Source organism: Corynebacterium bovis DSM 20582 = CIP 54.80 (assembly GCF_030408615.1).
GTDB classification, from domain to species: domain Bacteria; phylum Actinomycetota; class Actinomycetes; order Mycobacteriales; family Mycobacteriaceae; genus Corynebacterium; species Corynebacterium bovis.
Genome location: NZ_CP047188.1, coordinates 18,813 through 40,955, shown reverse-complemented (window position 1 = coordinate 40,955; position 22,143 = coordinate 18,813). Strand labels below are relative to the sequence as shown.

22 protein-coding genes are annotated in these 22,143 nt (G+C 66.1%); 14 read left to right on the top strand and 8 right to left on the bottom strand.

Features of this window, described 5'->3' with window-relative positions:
* Positions 1-151 precede the first annotated feature (151 nt).
* The 6 genes from CBOVI_RS10740 (at position 152) to CBOVI_RS10715 (ending at position 4,710) form a co-directional block, all read left to right on the top strand.
* Positions 152-1,741: a hypothetical protein gene (locus CBOVI_RS10740; RefSeq protein ID WP_010275475.1), complete on the top strand. Its 1,590-nt coding sequence runs from the start codon at positions 152-154 to the stop codon at positions 1,739-1,741.
* 60 nt (positions 1,742-1,801) lie between these two features.
* Entirely contained in the window at positions 1,802-2,104 is a 303-nt protein-coding gene (locus CBOVI_RS10735; RefSeq protein ID WP_139016761.1) for a hypothetical protein, read from the top strand.
* Positions 2,105-2,337: 233 nt separating this feature from the next.
* Positions 2,338-2,952 carry a ParA family protein gene (locus CBOVI_RS10730; protein ID WP_029158102.1) on the top strand — a complete coding sequence of 205 codons (615 nt, stop codon included), beginning with the start codon at positions 2,338-2,340 and terminating at the stop codon, positions 2,950-2,952.
* A complete protein-coding gene (locus tag CBOVI_RS10725; RefSeq protein ID WP_157998222.1) occupies positions 2,945-3,187 on the top strand; it encodes a plasmid partition protein ParG in 243 nt (80 codons plus the stop codon). The genes CBOVI_RS10730 and CBOVI_RS10725 overlap by 8 nt, the downstream gene beginning before the upstream one ends.
* Positions 3,188-3,685: 498 nt before the next feature.
* Positions 3,686-4,303, top strand: coding sequence for a MerR family transcriptional regulator (locus CBOVI_RS10720; protein WP_139016763.1), 618 nt, complete (start codon positions 3,686-3,688; stop codon positions 4,301-4,303).
* 83 nt (positions 4,304-4,386) lie between these two features.
* The gene (locus tag CBOVI_RS10715; protein ID WP_290215484.1) at positions 4,387-4,710 is read left to right on the top strand and encodes a hypothetical protein; all 324 of its coding nucleotides are present in this window, start codon (positions 4,387-4,389) and stop codon (positions 4,708-4,710) included.
* 204 nt (positions 4,711-4,914) lie between these two features.
* Here the strand turns inward: CBOVI_RS10715 and CBOVI_RS10710 are convergent, their stop codons facing one another.
* Positions 4,915-5,517: a hypothetical protein gene (locus CBOVI_RS10710; RefSeq protein WP_139016762.1), complete on the bottom strand. Its 603-nt coding sequence runs from the start codon at positions 5,515-5,517 to the stop codon at positions 4,915-4,917.
* Between the two features lie 444 nt (positions 5,518-5,961).
* On the opposite strand from CBOVI_RS10710, the gene CBOVI_RS10705 reads away from it, so the two are divergent.
* Positions 5,962-6,444, top strand: a complete 483-nt coding sequence (locus CBOVI_RS10705) for a hypothetical protein (RefSeq protein WP_157998223.1) — start codon at positions 5,962-5,964, stop codon at positions 6,442-6,444.
* On the opposite strand, the gene CBOVI_RS10700 is transcribed toward CBOVI_RS10705, so the two are convergent.
* On the bottom strand, positions 6,441-6,770 hold the full coding sequence (locus CBOVI_RS10700) for a HigA family addiction module antitoxin (RefSeq protein WP_010275494.1): 330 nt from the start codon (positions 6,768-6,770) through the stop codon (positions 6,441-6,443). The two genes, CBOVI_RS10705 and CBOVI_RS10700, sit on opposite strands and share 4 nt — an antisense overlap.
* Positions 6,745-7,023, bottom strand: a complete 279-nt coding sequence (locus CBOVI_RS10695) for a type II toxin-antitoxin system RelE/ParE family toxin (RefSeq protein WP_010275498.1) — start codon at positions 7,021-7,023, stop codon at positions 6,745-6,747. Before CBOVI_RS10695 ends, CBOVI_RS10700 begins: the two co-directional genes overlap by 26 nt.
* Before the next feature lie 349 nt (positions 7,024-7,372).
* On the opposite strand from CBOVI_RS10695, the gene CBOVI_RS10690 reads away from it, so the two are divergent.
* The 5 genes from CBOVI_RS10690 (at position 7,373) to CBOVI_RS10670 (ending at position 11,008) form a co-directional block, all read left to right on the top strand.
* The gene (locus tag CBOVI_RS10690) at positions 7,373-8,080 is read left to right on the top strand and encodes a DnaB-like helicase N-terminal domain-containing protein (protein ID WP_010275503.1); all 708 of its coding nucleotides are present in this window, start codon (positions 7,373-7,375) and stop codon (positions 8,078-8,080) included.
* Positions 8,077-8,595 (top strand): hypothetical protein, encoded by a 519-nt coding sequence (locus CBOVI_RS10685; protein ID WP_010275507.1) that lies wholly within the window; start codon positions 8,077-8,079, stop codon positions 8,593-8,595. The genes CBOVI_RS10690 and CBOVI_RS10685 overlap by 4 nt, the downstream gene beginning before the upstream one ends.
* Before the next feature lie 298 nt (positions 8,596-8,893).
* On the top strand, positions 8,894-9,349 hold the full coding sequence (locus tag CBOVI_RS10680) for a hypothetical protein (protein WP_010275512.1): 456 nt from the start codon (positions 8,894-8,896) through the stop codon (positions 9,347-9,349).
* Positions 9,350-9,825: 476 nt separating this feature from the next.
* The gene (locus CBOVI_RS10675; protein WP_010275517.1) at positions 9,826-10,269 is read left to right on the top strand and encodes a hypothetical protein; all 444 of its coding nucleotides are present in this window, start codon (positions 9,826-9,828) and stop codon (positions 10,267-10,269) included.
* A 319-nt stretch (positions 10,270-10,588) separates the two neighbouring features.
* A complete protein-coding gene (locus tag CBOVI_RS10670) occupies positions 10,589-11,008 on the top strand; it encodes a hypothetical protein (RefSeq protein WP_125176238.1) in 420 nt (139 codons plus the stop codon).
* 57 nt (positions 11,009-11,065) lie between these two features.
* Here the strand turns inward: CBOVI_RS10670 and CBOVI_RS10665 are convergent, their stop codons facing one another.
* Together CBOVI_RS10665 and CBOVI_RS10660 are read right to left on the bottom strand one after the other, a co-directional pair.
* Complete coding sequence (locus CBOVI_RS10665; protein WP_125176237.1) at positions 11,066-11,572, bottom strand: hypothetical protein; 507 nt, start codon at positions 11,570-11,572, stop codon at positions 11,066-11,068.
* 168 nt (positions 11,573-11,740) lie between these two features.
* On the bottom strand, positions 11,741-12,187 hold the full coding sequence (locus CBOVI_RS10660) for a hypothetical protein (protein ID WP_010275524.1): 447 nt from the start codon (positions 12,185-12,187) through the stop codon (positions 11,741-11,743).
* Positions 12,188-12,438: 251 nt separating this feature from the next.
* Between CBOVI_RS10660 and mobF the strand changes: the two genes are divergently transcribed.
* Both mobF and CBOVI_RS10650 read left to right on the top strand, forming a co-directional pair.
* Positions 12,439-17,697, top strand: coding sequence for a MobF family relaxase (gene mobF / locus CBOVI_RS10655; protein WP_183273756.1), 5,259 nt, complete (start codon positions 12,439-12,441; stop codon positions 17,695-17,697).
* The gene (locus tag CBOVI_RS10650; protein ID WP_010275363.1) at positions 17,694-18,428 is read left to right on the top strand and encodes a hypothetical protein; all 735 of its coding nucleotides are present in this window, start codon (positions 17,694-17,696) and stop codon (positions 18,426-18,428) included. Before mobF ends, CBOVI_RS10650 begins: the two co-directional genes overlap by 4 nt.
* A gap of 486 nt (positions 18,429-18,914) precedes the next feature.
* On the opposite strand, the gene CBOVI_RS10645 is transcribed toward CBOVI_RS10650, so the two are convergent.
* The 3 genes from CBOVI_RS10645 to CBOVI_RS10635 all read right to left on the bottom strand — a co-directional run bounded on the left by CBOVI_RS10645 (position 18,915) and on the right by CBOVI_RS10635 (position 22,069).
* On the bottom strand, positions 18,915-19,511 hold the full coding sequence (locus CBOVI_RS10645) for a DUF4913 domain-containing protein (protein ID WP_010275365.1): 597 nt from the start codon (positions 19,509-19,511) through the stop codon (positions 18,915-18,917).
* Positions 19,508-21,097, bottom strand: coding sequence for a type IV secretory system conjugative DNA transfer family protein (locus CBOVI_RS10640; RefSeq protein WP_125176232.1), 1,590 nt, complete (start codon positions 21,095-21,097; stop codon positions 19,508-19,510). The genes CBOVI_RS10645 and CBOVI_RS10640 overlap by 4 nt, the downstream gene beginning before the upstream one ends.
* Before the next feature lie 171 nt (positions 21,098-21,268).
* Complete coding sequence (locus CBOVI_RS10635; protein WP_010275373.1) at positions 21,269-22,069, bottom strand: hypothetical protein; 801 nt, start codon at positions 22,067-22,069, stop codon at positions 21,269-21,271.
* Positions 22,070-22,143 lie beyond the last annotated feature (74 nt).

Here is a 22,143-nt window from a genome sequence, read left to right as displayed (position 1 = left end):
AGACACGGCGACCAGCACGGCTGCCCGCCCCACCACCGGCGTACCCCAGCTCCCGACGCGCAGCGTTCCACAGCGACCCTCGCGGCGGCGGCACGGCTGGCTGCCGCGGCCTGCTACACCCCGCATCGCCGCCGAGCTTCTCACCGCCGCCTTGCACCTTTTCGACCCCACCGACACCGCCACCACCGCCGCGGCCGGGGGCACCACCGCCTGCACCGCCCCAACGTCCCAGACCGGGGAAACCCCTCCGGTAGACCTCGACGCTGCCAACCTCACCGCAGGTCACCTGGCCCGGATCCACAACGCCGCACGCATGGCCAACACCGCCACCAGCAGGCGCGGCCAACTCGCCGCCTGGCGCACCGTCCTGGACCTGCCCGACGACTTCCACACCGCCAAAGAACAACTCGACCACTACGCCACCCAACTCGCCGACGAGATCACCACCGCACGCCAAGACCTGATCACCGCCGCCAACCACCTCAACCGCACCCAAACCGCCCCCGGCTCCTGGTCACTGCCCATCGACCCCGACACGCCCCGCGGAACCTGGGCCGGACGCGACCACTGGATCACCTGCGCAACCGCCGCATGCAACACCGCACGCACCCACAAACACCTCCAAGCCAGCGCAGCCACCACCGAAGCGCTCATCCGCGCCCGCGCCGACTACCTCGACCCGGCAGGCCACAACGGAACCGCCGCCACCGCAACCATCGTCACCCGCGCCATCGAACGCCACGGCGCGACCATCACCCCCGCCACCGGCGCACGCTACCTGCGGGCCATCACCACCATCCTCGCCACAGCCGGCCTGCTGATCATCCACGCCCGCGGACGACACCTGCACACCGTCGAACGATTCGCCGCCCACGCCTGGCACGGACACGTCCAGAAAGCCGCCGGCAACGTCGTCGACGCCACCCTGCCCAACCACCTCCGCCCCACCAGCCCGGCACCAGCTACTCGCCCCGCCTGGGCGCACGGCCTGACCGACCGGCTGGCCACGCGCGACAACCACGACCACACCGCCCCGAAGCCCCCCGAGACCGGCACCCCGACAGACCCCGCCATCGCCCCGGATTCCGGCCACACCACCACACCCGCCGCCACCAGCAGAAACGGAAAATCTTCCACCTACACCTGTGGTTACGGTTTGTCTTGTTCTCTAGGTAGTCATCGGGTTGCTCACGCGCGCGCACGCGCGCGCGAACACCACCTCACCCCCACCGGACACACCGAACCTGACCACCGCGCTACGCGCGGCGACCTAACACCCGCCTCCGGCGGGGCACAGACCCAACAAAACGCCCCCGCGAAGGCACCCAAAACCGCTCCCAGCCTGCGCGCCTGGCGCATCGCCGACGACCTCACCCGTGTTGTCAACGGCTGCGGCGCAGCCAACGGCCCCTACGCACGCCTCGTCGGACCCGAAAAAAACCAGGCCAGACTCCCCCACCTCGCCCGCCTCATCGACACCCACACCCCCTGTTGGGCCACCACCCGCGACGTCATGCGCGCCATCGCCCACGCCGCCACCAGCCAAACAACCGGACACATCGCCCTCGGCCTACCCCGCCACCGAGCAGAATTGCCCCACAACCCCACCGGATGGCTGACCAGCGTGTTCACCCGCCTCGACTTCACCAACCCAGAACAACTCCCCACCTGGACCCGCACCGCCGACGCCTTCGGCGTCACCTGGAACGGCACACGACACCACTGGACACCCATCGGCTAACTACCAGCTCACCGACCACACCCGACTACCACCCACAACGACGAAAGGAGACCCCACCTCATGACCACCCGAACCACCAGCCACCGGCGACCCGGCCCCACCAGCACCGACGACCTGCGCACCGAACTCGCACATCTCCTCACCCAACGAGCAAACCTGCTGCGACGCGCAGCGAAAGTCACCACCGGCGACCTCCACACCGCCATCACACACGAACTGACCCGCACCACCCGACACCAACAACAACTCCCCCACATGAACCGACCCGACCTCACCCACTACCTCAAACACCACACACGCGCCCAACGAGCCTGGACCACACACGGAGCAGACAGCCTCCTCCCGGAAGAACAGCAACCATAAACACCCCGGACACGCCCCCGGCCTCCATTGCAGGGAAGACCGGGCGGCTGGCACCGGCGGGAAAACCACGTCATCAACACAACTAGCTATCTTGATAGCTAGTTGACTAGCCTAGCCACATCAAGACCACTCCGGCAGGAAAAAGACGACGCAACTTGCAGACATGAAATAAAGACTGCTAGTGTTGTTGTTAACACGTCATCTTGCAACCTTGATGAAGGAGCGTGATAACCATGATCATCACGGTCGCCAACACCAAAGGCGGTGTAGGGAAGACAACGACCACCATCTACCTTGCGGAGGCGTTTGCTCAGCGAGGGACCAGGGCAAGGGTCATTGACATGGACCCTCAGGGGTCAGCCACGCGATGGCATGATCTCGCCGTGGCTACGGCAGACGCTGAAAACCAGGACAGGCCCCTGTGGAGCGTTGAAAACCTGACCGAATACAGGCTCAAGCAGGTCAGAGACGGAGACAGCCCGACGATAGTCGACTGCCCCCCAGGGGATCCCAGGATCTTTGCGATCGCAGCTGACCTAGCCGACATGGTCATCCTTCCGTGTCGTCCCTCCCCCGATGACTACGCGCGGACGAAGATGACCTACCGGTCGCTCCCCGAAGGCAAGGGTGTCATCCTGGTCAATGACGCACGTCTGCGCACCAAGGCACTGGAACAGGTACTCGCGGACATCGACTCACCAGCCGACGACACGGAACCGATCCCCCGGTTCGACACCATCATCACCCACCGTGAACATATCGTTCACGCCAACGGTGTCGTACCAGACAAGCTCAACGGCTTCGACGACGTACTCGACGAGATTGAAGAGGTTCTGGCCGATGCGTAACACCAAGACTAACGCCTTTCGCCGGACTGCTGCCCAGCCCCTTTCAGAGGAGAACAATCGCAGCCGCGTCGACGCCGACAAGCTGCTACCCAAAGCCAAGGACGACCGTGTTGTCGTCGGCTTCCGCATCGAAGAGGGTAAGAAACGCGCCTTCAAAGAAAAGACCGCGAGAGAAGGAACCTCCATCCAGGAGGTCCTAAATGCCGCCGTAGACTCCTACCTACGTGACAACTAGACAAAAAGGCATCTAGTCTCCATGTTAACAACACGACGTTTGTGCTTGTCTGCTATCAAGTCTCATGCGTGGCTGCTGAGGTCTACTGACCGGCTTTGTTGCCGGCGATGAGTGATGCAATAGCAACTAGATGTACAGTTGGCTAGTTGTGAAGTTAACAATGTGCTGCCGCGGTTGCCGCGGAGCGGCAACCTTGCCTTCCAGGATCGGTGGTACCTGACACCGGTGGCCGCGGGTGTCTGGGCCCGGCAAAGAGGCCAGGGCAGGCGGGGCGTCTACGACGACCCACCAGACAGATCGAGGAGTGGGGGAGTGGTGGCCGTCTGCGTCCCTAAAGGGGGAGAGAAAAGTTCCGCAGCACCCGGCCAGGCCACTAGCCTGGAACTACACCGCCCACGGCCCGCTTGAGCAGTGATCCCATTGCCGCCGGGCCGTGACACGACTGCTCATCCTTTGGGTAAGAAGGGAACATTCACCACCATGACTGCCACACAACCGATGGAAGCCACCTGCACCACCGCACCACCCGGTGGGGGAGGAGTTGGTGTGCAGGACGGGTTGTTCGATCTGGTCGATGAGCGTGATGGCGCCGGTGCGGTCGGCTACCGGGGCACGGTGGTCTGCCAGATCACCGGTGTGACCTACCGGCAGTTGGATTATTGGACCCGCACCGGCCTGGTCACTGCCTCGGTCACCCCCGCGGCGGGTTACGGGACCCAGCGGCTCTACAGCTTCCGCGACATCCTGATCATCAAGATCATCGCCAACCTGCTGGGAGCCGGTTTGTCACTCAAGGCCGTCCGACGAGCCCTGGCGACCCTCGCCGACCTTGGCATCGAGGATGTGGCTGGGACGACGTTGTTTTGCGATGGCACCACTGTGTACCAGTGTAGGAGCGTCGACGAGGTCACAGACCTTCTGTCCGGCGGGCAGGGCGTGTTCGGCCTCGCCGTCCCCGGCCTGGTTGCCGACTTGTCGGCCACGATCACCCGGTTCCCCAGCCACCACCCCAAGCATGACAGTGCCGCAGCAACCAACAGTGGGGGAGTCGCCGGCGACGAGTTGGCCACCCGCCGCGCACGCCGGGCCACCACCGAACGGAGCATCGGTGCCTGACCCCCGGGCACCACCCCTTTTTCGGTGCACTTCCTCACGACGGAGACGATATGCCCAGTTTCCTGATCAGTACCGTACTTGCCGTGGCTGCTGCCGGTGGCGTGCCCGGCGCCACCTCATCCGACGAGCTCGCCCGGGTGGTGTCGTCGGTGGTTGCCGACCCTGCCCTGCTGTCGGACCACACTGCCCACGCCTGGGCAGCCGCCGGTGCTCCGGTGGTGGTCCTGGGTGCCCGGTTGGGCCCGGGATGCCTGCCGCCGGCGGTACTCAACGAACGGCTGTACCGGGCGGTCGCCGACTTCAACACCGTGGCCATCGACGCTACCGGCATTGCCTCCTCACCCGACACGGGAGACACAGGGCAGGGGAGGGTTGTGCCCCCCTTCCAGGTTCCCCTGGGGGGCTAAAGCCGGGGAAATTCAACGCTGCGGCTGTTGCTGGGCGGATGATCGGTTCCTGGAGCGTAAGAACCGGTTGAGCACCAGGCATACCACGGTAACTCCCATGAAGAGTGCCACACCCAGTGACAGGGAACCGTACCGGGATGCTAAAAGAAGGGAGAAAAAAGCTCCCATGAAGAACGGAACCAGGGCCTTGACATCGATGATCATCTAAATGCACCTCACTCCGCGTGCCTTCCCGTCCCAGCCGAAGTCGATGTGCAACCGCGAGTCGCACTTGCCGTAGCTCGATACGGCCCACGATGCTGCGGTGATGATGGCACCGATCACGATGCACGCCGCTTGGCCGACCGCGGGAATAGCACAGATGCCGGCGCCGAGCGCGAACCCACCGCCACTGATGAGGAGATCCTGTTCACGAGGGGTGAACTCCAGCCAGAACCCCGAAAATCCATTCCTCCCGCCATTGACGTACGGCTGCGGGGCATCGAAGTCGGGAAGCGCCAGTTCCCCTGCCGAAGGCAGGGTGAAGACGACCATGCGGTGACCGTTTTCGGTGACGGACCTCCGGGGCAGGTCGGAGTCGTTGAGCTCGGAATATGCCTTCTTGAGCTGTTCGGGGGTCAGTTCGCTCTGGTGAGAATGCACTCGGTAGCTTCCGGACGCGTTGGAACCGCTTGGTTGTGCGGTGTTTCCGGAAGCAACACCGGAATCAGACTGCATGGGTTCGGCTTGCGCGACGACGGTGCCGCTCAGTGGAATGGCCAGTGCCAGTGTGGCGGCTGCGAGCCGTCGGGGGAGGCGGGTGTTCATCGGTGGCGAGGTCCTTTCTGGACTGGTGGCGTGTCGAGGGCCAGCAGTCAGCGAAGAGGATTCTGGTCACTTAACTTTAGGTGACTTACCGATTAAGTCAAGAGCAGGACGTCTATTAATCTATATACTTTCGGGTATTGACGCGGTGAAGCTTTCGGTGGCGCTCTGGGCGGGTTGGGGTCGGTGAGGTTCGCCGGTGGTCGCCTGCCGGCGGTGAGTTGGGCCGACGGATGGGTATGGCGACTGTATGTGTCGACGGGCGAGTCTCCACGCATAGTTATAGTGTCATAATATAACTTATCGGCGCTTTGTTTGAGCAGGTCAGAAGGGGTGTACACGGTTCACATCAGGTGTGTCCTGCTGTCTGCTGCAGATGGGCGCGTTAGTCTGGGGTGACCGAGAAGACGATGAAGACGGTGTGGACGTGAAAAAGAAACAGCGTGAGTGGGTATGAATATGGTGCCTCAGGTCACCACGACCAAGGATGCGCTGGCGTGGGTGACGGCGATGACTGACGCTGAGGCTGCGGCGTTTGTTGCCAGCGCTGTCGGTGGTATCACCAGTGCTGTATCGGATATCTATGATGTGCACTCCTTTGCCGCGCAGTGCCTGGTCGGCAGGGTGTGTGAGCGGATGTCAGCCGGTCGTGGCTTTGATATCGATGCTGAGGTTATCGATGCCGGACGGTGCAAAAGTGGTGACGTCCACCACGTGCTCATCGAAGCTGGCCGATTGGTGCTGCGCGCCCCGCGGGTGCTGCGTGGTGATCGCAACCCCGATGCGGAGATCGCCTATGCTGCCGGGACCGGCACGCCGATCCGTAAGATTGTCGCGATGACCGGGTTTAGACGCCGGGATATCCTCGCCACGATCACGTATGCCTGGGACGAGCAACGAATCACCAACTACTGGCTGGGAGTCGGCTAGCTGGCGTAACCGGTGCCTAGATGCGGCGAAGGGATGGCGCTGGTGTCGGTGTGTTGCCGGGCGTTCCACAGTTCCCATGCGTTGCTGATACCGAACCAGAACTGTGCAGAGTTTCCGAACCGTGCCGCGAGGCGGACGGCCATTGCCGCGCTGATGGCAATCTGTCCGGTGACGATTCGTGAAATCTGTGATGGTCGAACGTCGAGATCCTTCGCCAGCTGGTACTGACTGATCCCCAACGGATCAAGGAATTCCAACTTGAGGATCTCTCCCGGGTGCGGAACGCCGACGACGTCCGGGTCAGTGGTAGTCGATGAAGTCAACATCTTCTGCTCCTCTCTCTGTCCATCGGAAGACAATGCGGTACTGACTGTTGACGCGGATTGAGTGATAGTCTCTCATGTCCCCTTTGAGGCGTTCTAGACGGTTTCCTGGAGGGGTACGGAGATCGTTGATGTTGTGTGAGCTGTCGATCATGATCAGTTTGCGTCGAACGGTAGCCCGAAGTTCTGGTGGGATGTACTTCGGTGGGGTGCCGTGGGTGTGGAATGCCTCCAAACTGGCTCGGTTAAACCTCATGGACTGACATTAGCACGATGTGCAAATGGGTGCAACACCTGCAACTTCTGGAGTGTGGAAACCGGCGCCGTTCCCTGTGCTGACGGTGAGCAACGCGTGCTGCCGCGGCCACCGCTTCGCGGCGGCCTCGCCTAAAGGGCCCACCTGTACTCGACGTGTTCTTGCACTCACACGGGGTGGTCCACGACTGGAGGAACCGCACCGACCGCACGTGGCACAACCAATCACAACATGCAGCACCAGACCTGGGAAAATACATCACATGCAGCCACGGAGAGGGAGGGAAAAATAACAAGGAAAAGATAGCGACAAAGGTCGCGCCCGCGACTGGTAGTGGTATACTAGAGGCATGATGGAAAACACGGTTAATGGCCACCTCGACTCGTTGGCGTGTGATGAGCCGACGGCTCCGGGCCCGGAGACGCCGGCTGGTGTGGATGCCGAGGCGATGCTGCTGTCCTGCCTGCTGTGGACCGATGATGTTCCCGTAGGTGATGTGGCTTACGTGTTGGATTATCTGCACCCGAAGGATTTCTTCAGTCCGTACTCGGGTGCTCTGTTTGGTGTGATGCGCACCCTGGCCAGTGAAGGGCAGGTGGTCAATGCTGAACAGGTTGCCCGGTGGGTTGGCCAGCACCCGGAGGGGGTGGATGTGACCTGGCCTGCCGGTGGGGCGTGTGAGGTGATGGTCGCTGATCTTGCCGGCCTGGGTGGGGTGCCAGCGGCGGTGGTGTACTGGGCAGATGAGGTGCTGGGCCGGTCGTACCGGCGTCAGTTCACCGCAGCGACGACCTACCTGTCCCAGGTGGGTCAGAGTGCACCGGAAGCCGACCTATTCGACATTCTGGCCGAGGTGGGGGCCGCACAGCGTTGGGCGAAGGCTCGCCGTGACGGGTTTATCCCCGGCCTGCCAGGTGGTGGGCAGGCCGACCAGGACAGGCGTGTGCAGGCCCGCGGTGAGCTTGCTGAGATGTTTGCCGCTGTCGCGGGGATCACCGCCCGCAACCAGCGGCGTAAGGATGCAGACACAACGATCGCAGGAGGGTATGCGGCATGAGCAGGCAGGATCAGTTTGAGCAGGCGTCGGTGGTCAGCAGGATCAGGCTTCCAGTCGGGTTGCACCATGAGTTGGAGGCTGCCCGCACACGGTTGGGTGAGGTCGCCGCGGAGACGTCGATGACTGAGCTGTACCGGGCAGCGGTCCGGCACTACCTCGACTACCTGGCAGGTGAGATCAATGGTGGCCGGCCGTTCGTGGATGGTGCGGTGTCGCAGGCCAAGGCCGAGCAGGTGGTGACCACCCGGTCGGGCAGGAGGCCGCGGTTTATCCCCGTGGCGGACTGGGTGGTGGTGCCAACGAAACGCAAGCCGGACTGGATTGGCCTGGCGCTGTGGACCGGTGGGGAGTCTATTGATGTTGTCGCTGAGATTCGGCCTGCCCGGATGCCGAACCGGCGGGATGTCGGCTGGACCCGCATGCTGAACCGGGCGGGCTACGTCGTCGACCCGGATCGGGAGGAGATCCGCCGGGCGGATGGGTCGTTCCTCGTGCCCATCAAACGAACAGGATGATAGGTGGAGCGCTATTCCATAACGCCGTTCCCTAACAGTCAACCCAAGTCCATTTGGGGTAGACATTGACAGTCTATGTCCGGTAGACTATAGTTATGACGAAGCGACGGGATCTTCTACGGGACATTCGGCGCCAGGCGAGGCGGGTCGGTGTTGACTACCGGGAGTCTGAAGGTGGTCGGCACACGATTGTTCGTCTCGGAGGAAGCGGGCTGGTGCCTGTACCTCGTCACCGTGAGATTCCGGAGCGTACGGCAGAAGCGATCTACCGTGAGACGGAAGAGTATCTGGGAAAGAGATGGTGGACACGGTGAGCTCCCCTACTGATGATGTTGATGCGGGGCCGACGGCTGGCTACATAGTTCATGTTACAGCGGACGGGCCCGGGTGGATGATCGAGGTTCCGGCGTTGGGTCGCGTGACCTACGCAGCCCACCTACGCGACGTTGAACCGACTGTGGTGGACCTCATCGCGATTATGACCGGATCGTCGCCTCGTGGCGGGGAGGTGACCGTTGTGTGGCCTGAGGACATTCGGGACGGGATCGCGGCGATCAAGGAAGCGAAGTTGCAGGCTCGTCGGGCGCAGCGGGATGCTCAGAATACGGTGGCTGATGTTGTCGCTCAGATGAAGTCTGCGGGCCAGAGTTATCGGGATATCGGTGCGGTCCTAGGGTTGAGTCACCAACGGGTTGCCAGGCTCTACGCTGACCGGAAAACCGCTGATGATGATGCGGCAGATGCCGTAGCTTGACGCCCTGGTGTGAGTCTCGCGGTTTCTCCATCAGGTGGCCTAGAGCGGTCCTGCAAAGCACTCTGGCTGGCATGTCAGGGTACCCGGGAGGGGGCTCGGGAGAAGGTGGGGGTGTTGTCGAAGTGGGTGAGGGGCGGCACGGTGGGCTTGGGGGATGCAGGTAACGATCTTCGCTGCCGCGGCGATGCCCGCCCCTGCCGGGGCGACCATCACCTTGCCTAACAAGACCCACCTGTACCCGACGTGTTCTTGCACCATCGCGAAGCGGTCAATGAAGACCATGAACCGCACCGTCTGCAGTGGCACCACCAGCCAGTATAAATGACCGCTCACCTGCACAGATAACCTCACGATCACTACGGAAAGAGGGGGGTAAATGACAAGAAAAAGTCTCAATAAAACGTTGCGTCCACAACCTTTCGTGGTATACTTATGGTGTACCGATGAGATGGCAACACGAGAAGGGAAGACGAGCGATGAGTATCCCGGTTTTTGGTTCTGCTGCTGACGCTGTGCGGTGGATCGAGTCGATGAGTGATGAGCAGGTTGATGTGCTGGCCGCTAGTGCGGTTGATGGTGTTGTTGCGTGCGCATGGTCGGTGTTCGACCTGGACGGGGCGGCAGCAAAGCGGTTGGTGGATCAGGCGTGCGTGGTCATCAGTGAGCGTGATCAGGTGAGGCTGACGCCTGCGATGATTGATGCCGGGGAGGCAGACATTGCCTACACCAAACAGGTGCTCGTTGCTGTGGGTGTGGGTCTGCCGCGTCTGACGGTGTCCGGGGATGCCACCGACGCTGAGATCGCCCGGGTGGCGCAGCTTGGTATGCCGATTAGGGATATTGTTCGCGCCACCGGGCGGAGCTGGGAGCAGGTCGTGGAGGCCATTGCCACCGGTGGTGCGGGACGCCGGGTGGCCTGACGGCCGCGACAACAATGACGAGGGTGCCGGCCGGGGTGTGGATTCGTCGAGTGCTGCGGCCGTTGTTGGTTGATGTCGTACGCGATTCACCGCTGCGCCGAGGAACTCGACCAGTATCCCCGGCCCCGACGGCATCGTTGCTGGTGCCGAACATGTGTGACGTCGGCGGGGCGGGCCTGTTGAGCCGGGCCGGATGCACCATCGCCCCGGACCGTGTGGAGGCCCGGCGGGCGGATGGGTTGTTCCCGGTACTGATCAGACAGACTCGACCTGCTTCGGTGCGGGGACTGTGCACAGACAGTGCGAAGGATGCTCAACGATGATCACGGGAACCATTGCCGGACAATCACTACACAACGATGTGGCACACGCCGCGGCAGGGCAGGTGCACGCCGTGGCCGCTGGAGCAGTCCACCACGGGCCGATTACCGACGCGATGGGTGACGGTGGGTTCTGGTCGGCGGTGTGGTGGATCGGCGTGGCCATCATCGCCTTCCGGGCGTTAGCGATGGGCCGGGGAATCATCGGACGATTGATGTGGATTGTCTTTGGCATGGTCGGATGGATCGTGTGCTTCAACATCGTGTTCTTCTTCGGCACGATGCTCGGCATTCTCGGCGAGAAGGTCGACAACACCGAACACGGTGTGACCTACGCACCGGAGGTACCCGGTGTCACCGACGACGGCTACCACGGGTTCCGCATCGGCATCGGATCCAACAACAACCCACCCGCCTAGACCTGTACCACCGGTCGTCGAACGTCACGGCGACGTCTATCCTCCGGCCCCGACGGATCAGAACAGCATCGACTGTTCAGGTTGCTCGGAATTGGAGTTGGCCTGCGGTTCGCACCGGCCGAGCAACATGGCTCGGGTGGTCAAGGATTGTTGCCGGCGGCGGGTGGAATCGACGACGAGGTTGACGTTGTCGTGGCGTCCGGCATCGATGGCGTGATGCAGGTTAGCTGACTGCGTCGAAGGGTGGACGTGACCGGCACCAAAGCGCACGCACAGGGGGTGATCGCAGCCATGGGCGGCGACGATGCCGGCGGGGATGGTTCCCAGTGCGAGGGTCAGGGCGAACCGGTGGGTGCTCAACGTTCGGGGCACGCCGTGGTGGGTCCAGGTGATCCGGCCGTAGCCGTCACTGGCGACGGCTCCGGTCCAGATCCAGCAACCTGAGTCGGTGACGCGGACCCGCCGCCAGAACGACCGACGTGCCGCAGTGGTAATCCGCACCGTGGATGGTCGGGTGCGGCGAAGGTTGGCCAGTCCGGGCAAGGGCACGTCGATGTCGGTCACCGCACGCCTCCACAGGCGCGGGGCCGGCAGTGGTGGCCAGGGTGGTCGTGGCTGCGGGAGTCGGTGTGGTGCCGGTGCTGGATCGATGACGGTGGCTGGTTCACATCGGTGGTCCTTTCTCGGGTCCGTGCGGCGTCCCGGCCGGTGGGTCCGGCGACCGCGGCTGAGCTACTCGTGGCCCACTGTTTCGGCCGCACCGTCGTCGTTGATCATCTCGACGCTGCGGTGGACGTTGTCTCGGGAGTTAGCATCGTTGATGCTGTCGGTGGCGCTGCCGTGGTCGTTGTTGGCGGTGTTGGTGGCCGCGCGGGTGAGGTAGTCCTTCTGGCGGCGGGCGCTCAGCCCGGTCAGCTGGGTGACCTCGGCGGCGGTGGCGGCGTCGCGGAGGCGGACGACAATGTCGGCGAGCTTGTCGTCCAGGTCGGCGATGGCCCGGCGGTGGGTGGCTTCGGCTGCGGCGATGGTCTCGTCGCGGGCGGCGTTGATTCCCTGGCGGGTGGTGTCGGGGTCGAGCATTTCGTAGTCGGCCAGGGCGGCGATGGTGGCCTGCTGCTTGGCGAGGATCGCCTCGCGGGCCCGGGCGAGGGCGGCGGACTTCTTCTTCTGGTTAGCCATGCCACAGATCATATCCACCGCTTCCCCACCGACACAGCTCTGACGCAACCACCCCACATCACCCCCGCTGCCCAGGCTGACGCCGGCCGACCTGCATCGGCCGACCCTGCCTGTCACCGTCAGCATAGCTACCGTTGACCTGCGCGGCTGCGCCGCGCCTGGCCGCGTTCGCGGCCAGGAACGACACACCTCTTGCATGGTTACCCTAGGTTTCCCGGACGTGGTGTGGGGTGCTGCTAGGATCTGGTGCCATGATGAGCCTGAAGGTGCTGCATGCCGGGGACGGGTACTCGTACCTGACCCGGCAGGTGGCCACGGGCGATCAGCCGCGGCGGCGCGGTGAGCTGATGGCGGACTACTACACCGCCGAGGGGGTGCCGCCGGGAGTGTGGTGGGGTCGTGGGGCTGCCCAGCTAGGGGTTTCCGGTGAGGTGACCGAAGCGCAGATGCGTGCGGCGTACGGCGAGTTCCTGCACCCGGATGCGGACGACCGGCTGGCGGACCTGGTCGCTGATGGGATTTCGGGTGAGCAGGCGTTGGCACGGGTGCGGTTGGGGCGCAGGCCGTACGACTACAACCGGGACATCCGGTTCCTGGCGGAGTGCCGGTCGCAGATCGAGGACTTCACGAAGGTGCACGGGAAGGTGCCGGGTCCGGAGGAGCGGGAGGGCATCGAACAAATCGTGGCGCGACGGATCCTCGCCGAACAGGTCGCCAAAGAGACCGCCGATGGGGACCTCTCTCCCGGGTCGGATGGTGGCGTGACAGGCGGCGCAGACGGTGAGGTTCGGGTAGATGCTGAGGCGGGGGTGGACTCGACGCAGGTGCGGCGGTTCATCGCCGAGCAGAAGCGTCAGGCTCGGTATCCGGTGGCCGGATACGACATGGTCTTCACCCCGGCGAAGTCGATCTCGGTGCTTTGGGGCATCGGCGACGAAGAGACCCGGCAGGCGATCATGCGGGCACACTCGGAGGCGGTGGACGACTCGTTGCAGTGGATCGAGGACCATGCACTGTTCACCCGAGCGGGCACCGACGGAGTCAGGAAGATCGACTGCGACGGGGCGACGGTGGCGCGGTTCGTGCACTGGGACAACCGTGCCGGGGACCCGAACCTGCACACCCATTGCGCGCTGTTCAACCGGGTTCATTGTTCTGATGGCGTCTATCGGACGGTGGATGGTCAGGTGCTGCACCGGGCGGCGGTGACGGCCAGCGAGCACTACAACCAGCGGGTCACCGAGCTGGTCGAGGCGTACCTGCCGGTGCGGTTCGAGGCACGGGTGACCTCGCGGGGGGCACGGCCGGTGTGGGAGGTCGCCGGGGTTCCCGACGAGATGATCGCCGGGTTCTCGCGGCGGGACTCGGTGCTGGCCCGGGGACGGGAGCTGGTCGAGGAGTACCGCCGGCGGTACGGCCGGGAGCCGGGCAAGGTGGCGCAGATCCGGTTGATGGAGCAGGCGAACCTGGAGACCCGGGGGCCGAAGACTCCGGCTCTGTCGCTGGAGGCGCTCAACGCCGATTGGCGTGCTCGGGCCGATGGCATGTCCGACGAGTTCGACCGGGCGTCGGTGCTGGCGGCAGTGTTATCCGGACCCGAGGCTGGCCCCGAGGACGGTCCCGACACGGGGGCCGGTGGAGGCCCGGGGTCGGGTCCGGGCGGTGGTGCCGGTCGGGTGCGGCGGTGCCGGTGGGGATCGGTCGAGGCGGCAGACGAGGATGGTGTTGTCGATGCGGCGGTGTGTGCCCTGTCGTCGGACCGTCCGACGTGGACGCGGTTCCAGGTCGACTCGGAGGTCAGCCGGCAGCTGCAGCGGTTCTCGTTCGACTCGCCCGACCACCGGGCGGAGGTCGAGGCCCGGCTGGTGACCCGGATCGTTACCGGCCGGTGCGTCACCGTCGACCGGGCCGCTGGTGTGCTGGCCGATGCTCCGGCGTCGATGTGCCGGGCCGATGGGACGAGCGTGTACGTCGCCGCCGGGTCGACCCGCTACACCAGCCAGGAGGTGTTGGACGCCGAGGATGCGCTGTCGGAGGCGGCGGTGACTTGGCGGGTCAACGACAATGCGGTCGGGCAGATGCGCGCCCGGGTTGCCGAATTGGAGGCCGGTGGTGGGTTCGGCCTGTCGGCGGACAAGCAGGCGTTTGTCGAGCATCTTTTGTGCTCTCCGGCGCAGCTGGCGGTCGGGGTGGGCCCGGCGGGGACGGGCAAGACCACGGCGATGGACGTGTTCGCCCGGGCGTGGGAGGCCGGTCCAGTAGTACCCGACGGCCGTGGGGGGACCCGTTCGCCTCGGGTGGTGGGGTTGGCTCCGTCGGCCCGGGCGGCGGAGGTGTTGGGTGAGTCGCTGGGGGTTGAGGCGTTCACGATCGACACCTACACCCGTGCCCGGCGGGTCCCGGAGGAGCTGGCGTCGCTCGGGCCCGGGGATGTGGTCGTGGTCGACGAGGCGGGGATGGCGTCGACGGTGAACCTGGCTGAGACGGTGCGGCGAGCTTCGGAGGCGGGGGCGTTCGTTCGGCTGGTCGGTGACCCGCAGCAGCTGGCTGCGGTTGAGGCCGGCGGGATGCTTGGCGAGTTGGCGGAGGCGACCGATGCGCCGGTGCTGTCGGAGGTTCACCGGTTTTCCGATCCAGCGGAGGCCGACGCCAGCCTGCGGCTGCGCGCCGGCGAGGTATCGGTGTTGGACTGGTACACCGCCCGGGGCCGGGTGCGGTCGGGGTTGCGTGAGCAGCTTCCGGGCGAGGTGTTCGACGCCTGGCGGGACTCAACGGCCGCGGGCCGGACGTCGGTGATGATCGCCGCGGACCGGGGCACGGTCGATGCGCTCAACGTCCTGGCCCGGAGGGCGTTCATCGACGACGGGACGGTCAACCCGTTGGCCGGCGAGGTCGGTTTGTCCGACGGCAACCGCGCGGCTGTCGGGGACGTGGTGGTCACCCGGCGCAACAACCGGCTGATCCGGTACGGTCACCACGGCGGGAAGTCGGTGAAGAACGGGGAAGTGTGGACCGTCGCGGCGGTTGGGGCGGACGGGTCGCTGACGGTGCGGGCCGCATCGGGTGAGCTGGTGGTGCTGCCGGCCGGCTACGTCGCCGACGAGGTGGAGCTGGGGTATGCCACGACGGTGCACCGGGCGCAGGGGATGACTGTCGATGACGCGTTCGTGGTGGCTGCACCGGGGATGTCTAGGCAGTCGTTGTATGTGGCGATGACCCGCGGGCGGGAGTGCAACCGGGTGTGGGTGCCCGATGATGTGGTTCCGGATCTGGACCGCCACACCGGAATCAACCACATTGGTGAGCTGGTTGCTCCGTCGGCCAGGCAGGTGCTGGAGACGATCGTCGCCCGTGATGGGTCGGATGTTACTGCCCGGGCGGCGCTGGCGAATGCGGCGGTCGGCGATGATCCGGAGTCGGTGCGGTTGGCCTACCGGGACCTGGTCGAGTCGACTGGTGTTCAGGTGGTGTTGGCCGCCGCCCGGGCAGCGACCGCCGAGGCTGCCGGGGTCGAGCAGGAGCGGCGGAAGGACGACGCCAGGGACGCGGCGTCGCTGGCAGAGGCCGAGGGGCTGCTGGCGGCGGATCCGCAGACCGTGCGGCTGGCGCGGGTGGTCTCTGCGCTGGATGCTGTCGAGGCGGACACCGACCGGCTGCTGGTCGAGTCGGTGGCGGCGGCGAAGCACCGGTGGGATAGTGCCGAGCCCGACCAGCGGGGGTCGCTGGCGTTTATGGTGCGCATGGAGTTGGTCGACCGGCACTCCGCGGCCCGGTCCGGCGCCGGGGCTGACACCGGCGATGGTGACGAGGATCTGTCGTGGGCGGTTGGGGCGTGCCCGCCGCTGCAGGCCACCGGACCGTTGCGCGACGGGGTGATCGACGGTGAGACCGACCGGTTCTGCCGGAAGGTCTACCGGGTGGTGCAGGACGGCCTGCACGCCGCCGGCGACCGTGCTGTCGAGCAGCAACCGGGGTGGACGGGCCTGGTCGGCGAGCATCTGCCCGACCGGCGGGAGTACCACGCTGCGTGGTCTACGGCGGTGCGCAGGATCGCTGCGGTGGCCGAGGCCACCGGGGCGGACCCGGCCGAGCTGCTCGGCGGCATCGATGCCAATACCGGTGCTGGGGCCGGTGTGGGTGCGGCCGCGGAGGCCGCCGGACAGGACGAGAAGCGCCGGGAGCAGCTGCACGACAGGCTGGACCAGGCGTTGGGTGGAACACTGGCCGGCGATCAGGCCGCCGGGCGGATCGTCCCGGCACTGGTCCGGGTCGCCACCGAACACCACCGGCTCGGCGGCGAGTCGCCGATGGTTGGTTTCGCCCCGTCGCAGATCCGGGCGTACATTGCCGAGTGCGATGCCGCTTTGCGGCGGATCGACGGTGTCTCGGCCTCTGGGGTGTCGTATGCGGCGGTGGATCCGGATAAGGGGCTGCAGGATGCGCTGTCCCGGCCGGCGGTCAGTCGGGTCGAGGCGGAGTGGAACGACACGGTGGCCACCGCCGGCAGGATCAACCGGGCAGTGGCTTTGCAGCGTGACCGGGATGCTGCCGCAGCGGAGGTCGCCGCGGCCGAGGACAGGCTGGGCCAGGCGGTGGCGGCCGGGAGGTTCACCCGTCACCGTGATGAAAAGATCGCTACTGCCCGGCGGGCACTCGAGCAGGCCCGGGCGGGTGAGCAGGCGGCCCGGTGGCGGCTGTCCGAGGTGACCCGTAGCCTGCCGCCGGAGCGGGAGTGGTTGGCGGTCTCCTCGTTGGCGGCCAATGACGCGCAGTGGCAGGCGCGGCTGGATCACGCCGCCCGGGTTGATGAGGAGCACATCGCCGTTGAGCAGGCCCGTGCGGCACGTCGTCGGGCGGAGAAGCAGCTGTGGACGGAGCGCCGGCACGTTGCCGAGGGGTTGCTGGTCAACCATGCCCCGGCCAGCCGGGAGCGTCGGCGGGAGTTGATCGCCAGGTTGCGTGACGAGATTGCCGAACGGCGTGCCGCTGCTGGTGTGGTGGAGTCTGCCGCGGCGGACGACGCCGTGGACGAGGGTCGGGGCGACTCTCCCACCTCGTCGACACCGGTCGATCCGGTCAATAGTGATGGGCCTGCCGAGGACCTGGCCGGGTCTCAGATATCCACTGGTGGCCACGACGGCCAGGATGGTCAGGCCGGTGAGGGTGTTGGTCCTCGGCCGGGGCAGCCGGCGGCGGTCAACCAGGACAGGATTCGGTCCCGGCGGCGTCGTGCTGAGCGCGCCGCCCGAGCCCGAGCTGCCGTCGAGAAGACCGCCGGGTCGTCAGGCAGACCTGCAGGCACCCGTGATGATGTACCGTCCGATACTCCGATTGACGTGCTGCGCGGAGTCATCGCCGGGGTCCAGGCCCACGCGGACACCACCGACTCGGCCACTGACACCGCTTCGACGGGTTCCGAGTCCCGACGGCCACGTCCGGACAGGTTCACCCCCGCTGCAGGGACCGGGCCAGCATTACCGACCAGGACCCAGGAAGGACCAGAACTATGACCACAAACCAGGCTAACGAGGTCAGGGCACTTATCGCCCAGGCCCGCCGGCAGCTGGCCTACCTCACCGCTACCCGGGGCAGGTACACCAATCCCGGCCGGTGGGCCAGGCTGCGCGCCGACCGGCTGGCCCGGGCCACCGCCGGGGTCGAGACCCGCACGCGTGAGTCTGCGTCGCTGGCGGTGCGGTGGGCTATCGCCGACGCCACCCGCGACACCCGCCCCGAGGCCGCTGTCCGCGCCGACGACGAGCTACACCGACGCTGTGGATTGACCGTCGCCGACCTGGACCGCGAACGCGACGACGCCTACCAGCAGGGACTGCGCGATGCCGAGGTCAGGCAGGACCCGGCGACCGCGTCTGATGCGGTTGTCCCCTCCCTGGCGGCGGTGACGGTCGGCGTGATGGTCTACACCGGAGCCACCAACGGGGCTGGTCTCGTGGGGTCCGGGGATACTGACGGTGCCCCCGCCCCGGAGGTGGATGCCGGTGCGGCAGACGCGGTTCCGGCTGGCTCGGCTGACCTCGAGCCACCGGTCGGCGGGGCGATCCCTGAGACGGTGTCCGCCGACGAGGTGGCCCCGGCCGAACTGCCCGACGGGCTGTTCCCCTACTCCATCGACGAGGCGCTGGTACACGTCGCCGCCGGCGGAACCCACGGACCTGAGCAGTCCGCGGATGGTTTCGGGATGGACTCCGGCCCGGTCACCGGCACCGGACTCGGCGTCTAACCTCTGGTGCAGGACGTGCACCATTGTATAAGCTAATTGGTTGCCTCCCGCGGTGTCCCATGATGGCCGCACCGCGTGACGGACCAGGCCCAGGGCCCGCGTCAAGGCACGCAACCTGACCCTACTCTGTCATGGAGGGAGGTGAGGCCTGTGAGTGTGCACCGAAAACGTCCTGTAAAAGGACGAATCCGCCGAGGACGTGGCAGCGTCCTGCAGCGGATTCTGGAGCACGCGGTAGCCAAAGTGATCGCGGACTGTGTCCGTGATGGTTTCGACTGGCTGCTGGAGCTCTAGGCCAAAGCGGTCGGCCGACTCTTCGCGGTATGGTCGGCCGCTTTCCCATGAGCGATGGTCATCGGTGAGGAGAAGATGACGGACGCTCTAACCAAAATGTACATCCAGTCACTGTAGTGAGTCAATACAGTGCATGACTCACTACACGTTGTATGACAGTGACGGTACCTAGCCAACATATCGCGACGTAGCTCACTGTATGTGCCCGTTCTCATGACTGTCGTCAGGGGCGATCGTCCGGGATCTGTCGCTGTCGTCGCGGTCCCGCTCGTCTGCATCACGCCTCGGGTGGGCCGGCGGGTACTCCGCTCCGATGGTCTCTTGCGGTCCGTGGCCGCGCATCGGCCCGGTCTCCGACAGGATCACCGCCAAGTGGTGGTCCATGACCACCCGCGTCCACGACTCCATCGCGGCCGGGTCCGGGTCGGCGTTGGCAACCTCCCAGGTCCGCCACATCAGCTCCATCCGGAACCGCACCTCGGGGTAGCGCCACCACTGCCGGTCCCACCGCAGGCCCACCCCCGCCTGGGCCGAGATCAGCCGGCTGACCGTGGAGCCGAGGAAATCCACCGCGAACTCGTAGGCGTCGGTGTACACCGGAGCCGGACCGTCTACCTCCTCATCCGTGGCCTCGTCCGGCCCTGCCGGCCGCAGGGGCTCTCCGCCGCCGTCCGCCCGATGTTCTTTCGTGTCGTCGGCGGTCCCGGCCGCGAAGTCCAGGTCGTCCATCACCGCATCCAGGTCAGCGTCCAGGTCCGTGTCGTCGGCCGGGGTCTCGTCGCCGGTCACTTCGCCTCCTCACCGCTGGTGGTGTCGTCCCGCATCCTGCGGTTGAGCTCCCGGTTGTTGAAGATGAAGTCCTTTCTGACCAGCACCGGCCGGTTGCCCGGGGTCTGCAGCAGCGCGAGCTGCTTCGGCAGGGCCTCCAGGTCATCGGACTCCAGGATCGGCTCACGATGCACGTTCGTCGAATGCGACACCCCCGACGACGACGTCGACCGCGACCCGTAGGCCACGCTGTGGTGGCCCACCGCCGCCGACAGGTCCCGCAGGTACGCCTCGTCCGAGACGTTGCCGCCGTACAGCTTCGCCGCCGACGACGACCGCAGCGCGTCCCAGCCCTCGGCGCCCCACACGCCGCGGGCTTGCCCCGGCGACTGCAGGATCGTGATCGTGATCACCCCCCGGGACCCGAAGTGGCTGACCTGGCGGGGCAGCTCGGCCATCCGGCAGATGTTGGCGACCTCGTCGAGGACTGCAACCATCGGCACCGGCAGCCGGCCGCCGTGGCGGGCACCGTGGTCGACGGCCTCCTCCAGCACCTCGGCAGTCAACGCGGTCAGCAGCCCCGCGGCCGACCGTCCGGTGTCCCTTGATAGCGCGTACAGCGTATCGGTCGAGTCGGGGAACTCCGCCGGGACGAACTCGGCCAGCTCCCGGTCGTGCAGCCCCTCGGTCGGCTCCCGCAGCAGCAGCCCGTCGTCGTCGCGGACGAACCGCACCCGCTGCGGCGGGGTGACCAGCTGGGCGAACCGGCGGTGGTTGAGCAGTGCGACCGGCTGGCGGGCGAAGCCGACGATGCCGTCGCGCTGGCGGTACTCCATCGTCTGCACCGCCGTCAGGCTGTCCGCGGTGCTGGACAATCCGGCGTCCCGCAGCAGCGTCACCGGCGTCTGGTCGTGGAAGTCCTGCAGCCACTCGAACACGTGCACCAGGTCCCCACCGCCGACGGCGGCGGCCATGATCAGGTACGCCAGCACCCGCTCGCCCTCGTCGTCGAAGTACTTGTTGGTCTGGTTGGCCGTGTCGGACTTACCGATCGCGCTGGTCAGCCACCCGGCCAGGCGCTCGGCGTCGACCAGCTCGCGGACCCGTCCCAGCGGATTCCACCAGAAGTTCGTCACCCCGGCGGCCACGTCCTGCGGGTCGAAGCACCACACTCGTCCCCGGGTGCGACGGTACTGGTGGGACAGTGCGTAGATGTCTGGCTTGTTCGACGTCGCGATCACCGCCCCAGGGGCAGTAGCGATCGCTGGAAGGGCGATCGCCTGGGTCTTGCCCATCCTCGGGCCGGCCACCACCAGCAGCGTCGACTCCCAGTCGAGGTAGACCGGCATGTTCCGCCGCAGCGTCGTGCCCAACTTGATACCCACCGGCCCGGACGTGCCCTTTAAAGCGGGCACCAGGTGGTCGCGCGAGCAGGTGGCCTTGTTCTCGGTGATCTGCTCCAGCCTCCGCGGGTCGACCATCTCACCGGCGGCCACGCGGTAGGGCTTGAGCGTCGCGGCCGTCCCACCGGAGATTCGCCGCCACAACCACACCCCTGCTGCTGCCATGGCGGCCACCAGCACGACCGTGATGATCGGAACTGCCACGCTCACCTGCCCCGACCAGACCCCGACCGGCCAGGACGCCGGGTCATCCGACTCTCCCAGGGTAGAGCAGACCAGCACACCAATACCCCACAGCGATGCTAGGCCACCGAGGACCCACAGCCTCGGATCCGCCGCTGCACTGTGACGTCCTCTCTCGCGAACGGCCACGGCCTACTCCCCCGTTCCGGCGTCGTCGGCATGCTCGTCGCCGGCCCCAGCATCGGCATCCCTGTCGGTGTCGACCAGGCGGGCCAGCTCCGCGTCCGAGACGTCCTTGATCGCCCGCCATCCCGGCATCTCGGCCATCTCCACCGCCGACAGGTCCGCCTCATCGACAGTGACATCCACCGCCACGCCCAGCCGGCCACCGGCTGCCCGTAGCGCAGCCACATCCAGGTCCGGGCACGTGACTGTCAGCCACAGCGCGACCTCGTCGACCCCGGCGGCCATCCTGGCCCGGTAGGTGGCGTAGACCGCCTTGTCCGCCGCCGACTGCTCGGCCGACACCAGGTCACCGGCGGTGCGGATCTTCTCGAAGCGGGGGTGGAACGACCCGTACCACACCGCCGCACCCTCGGCGTCGACGATGGCGAACGCGCCGGTGGACTCGTCCTCCTCGCCGGACTCCACCGCCGCCGACCACAACCGCACCACCGGCAACCCACCGGCCCGGCAGGCCAGCGCCTCACCAGCTTGTGCCGCCTCGGCACGACGAGCCGCGGCCTCGGCTTTGGCCATGGCGGGCAGGTCTACCCCGATCACTTTCAGCTTGAAGATGAACTTGCCCATGTCCCGGCTGCCATCCGAGGCATCGATTCCCAGCTCACCGGCAATCGTCCGCACCTCGGCTGAGGTGGCGGCGGCCTGCAGGCGTGCCTTGTTCTCCGGCGCGGTGACCAGCCCCTCGATCTCATTGAACCGGGCGCTGTCCGCGTCGTTGGTCTTCGTTCTGGTCGTGCTCGTCGTGCTCATGTGTCTGTCCTTTGTTCGCTGTGTTCTGGCGTGCTATCCGGTCTGCCGGTGACCCGGCCGGCCCGTCACGGGGC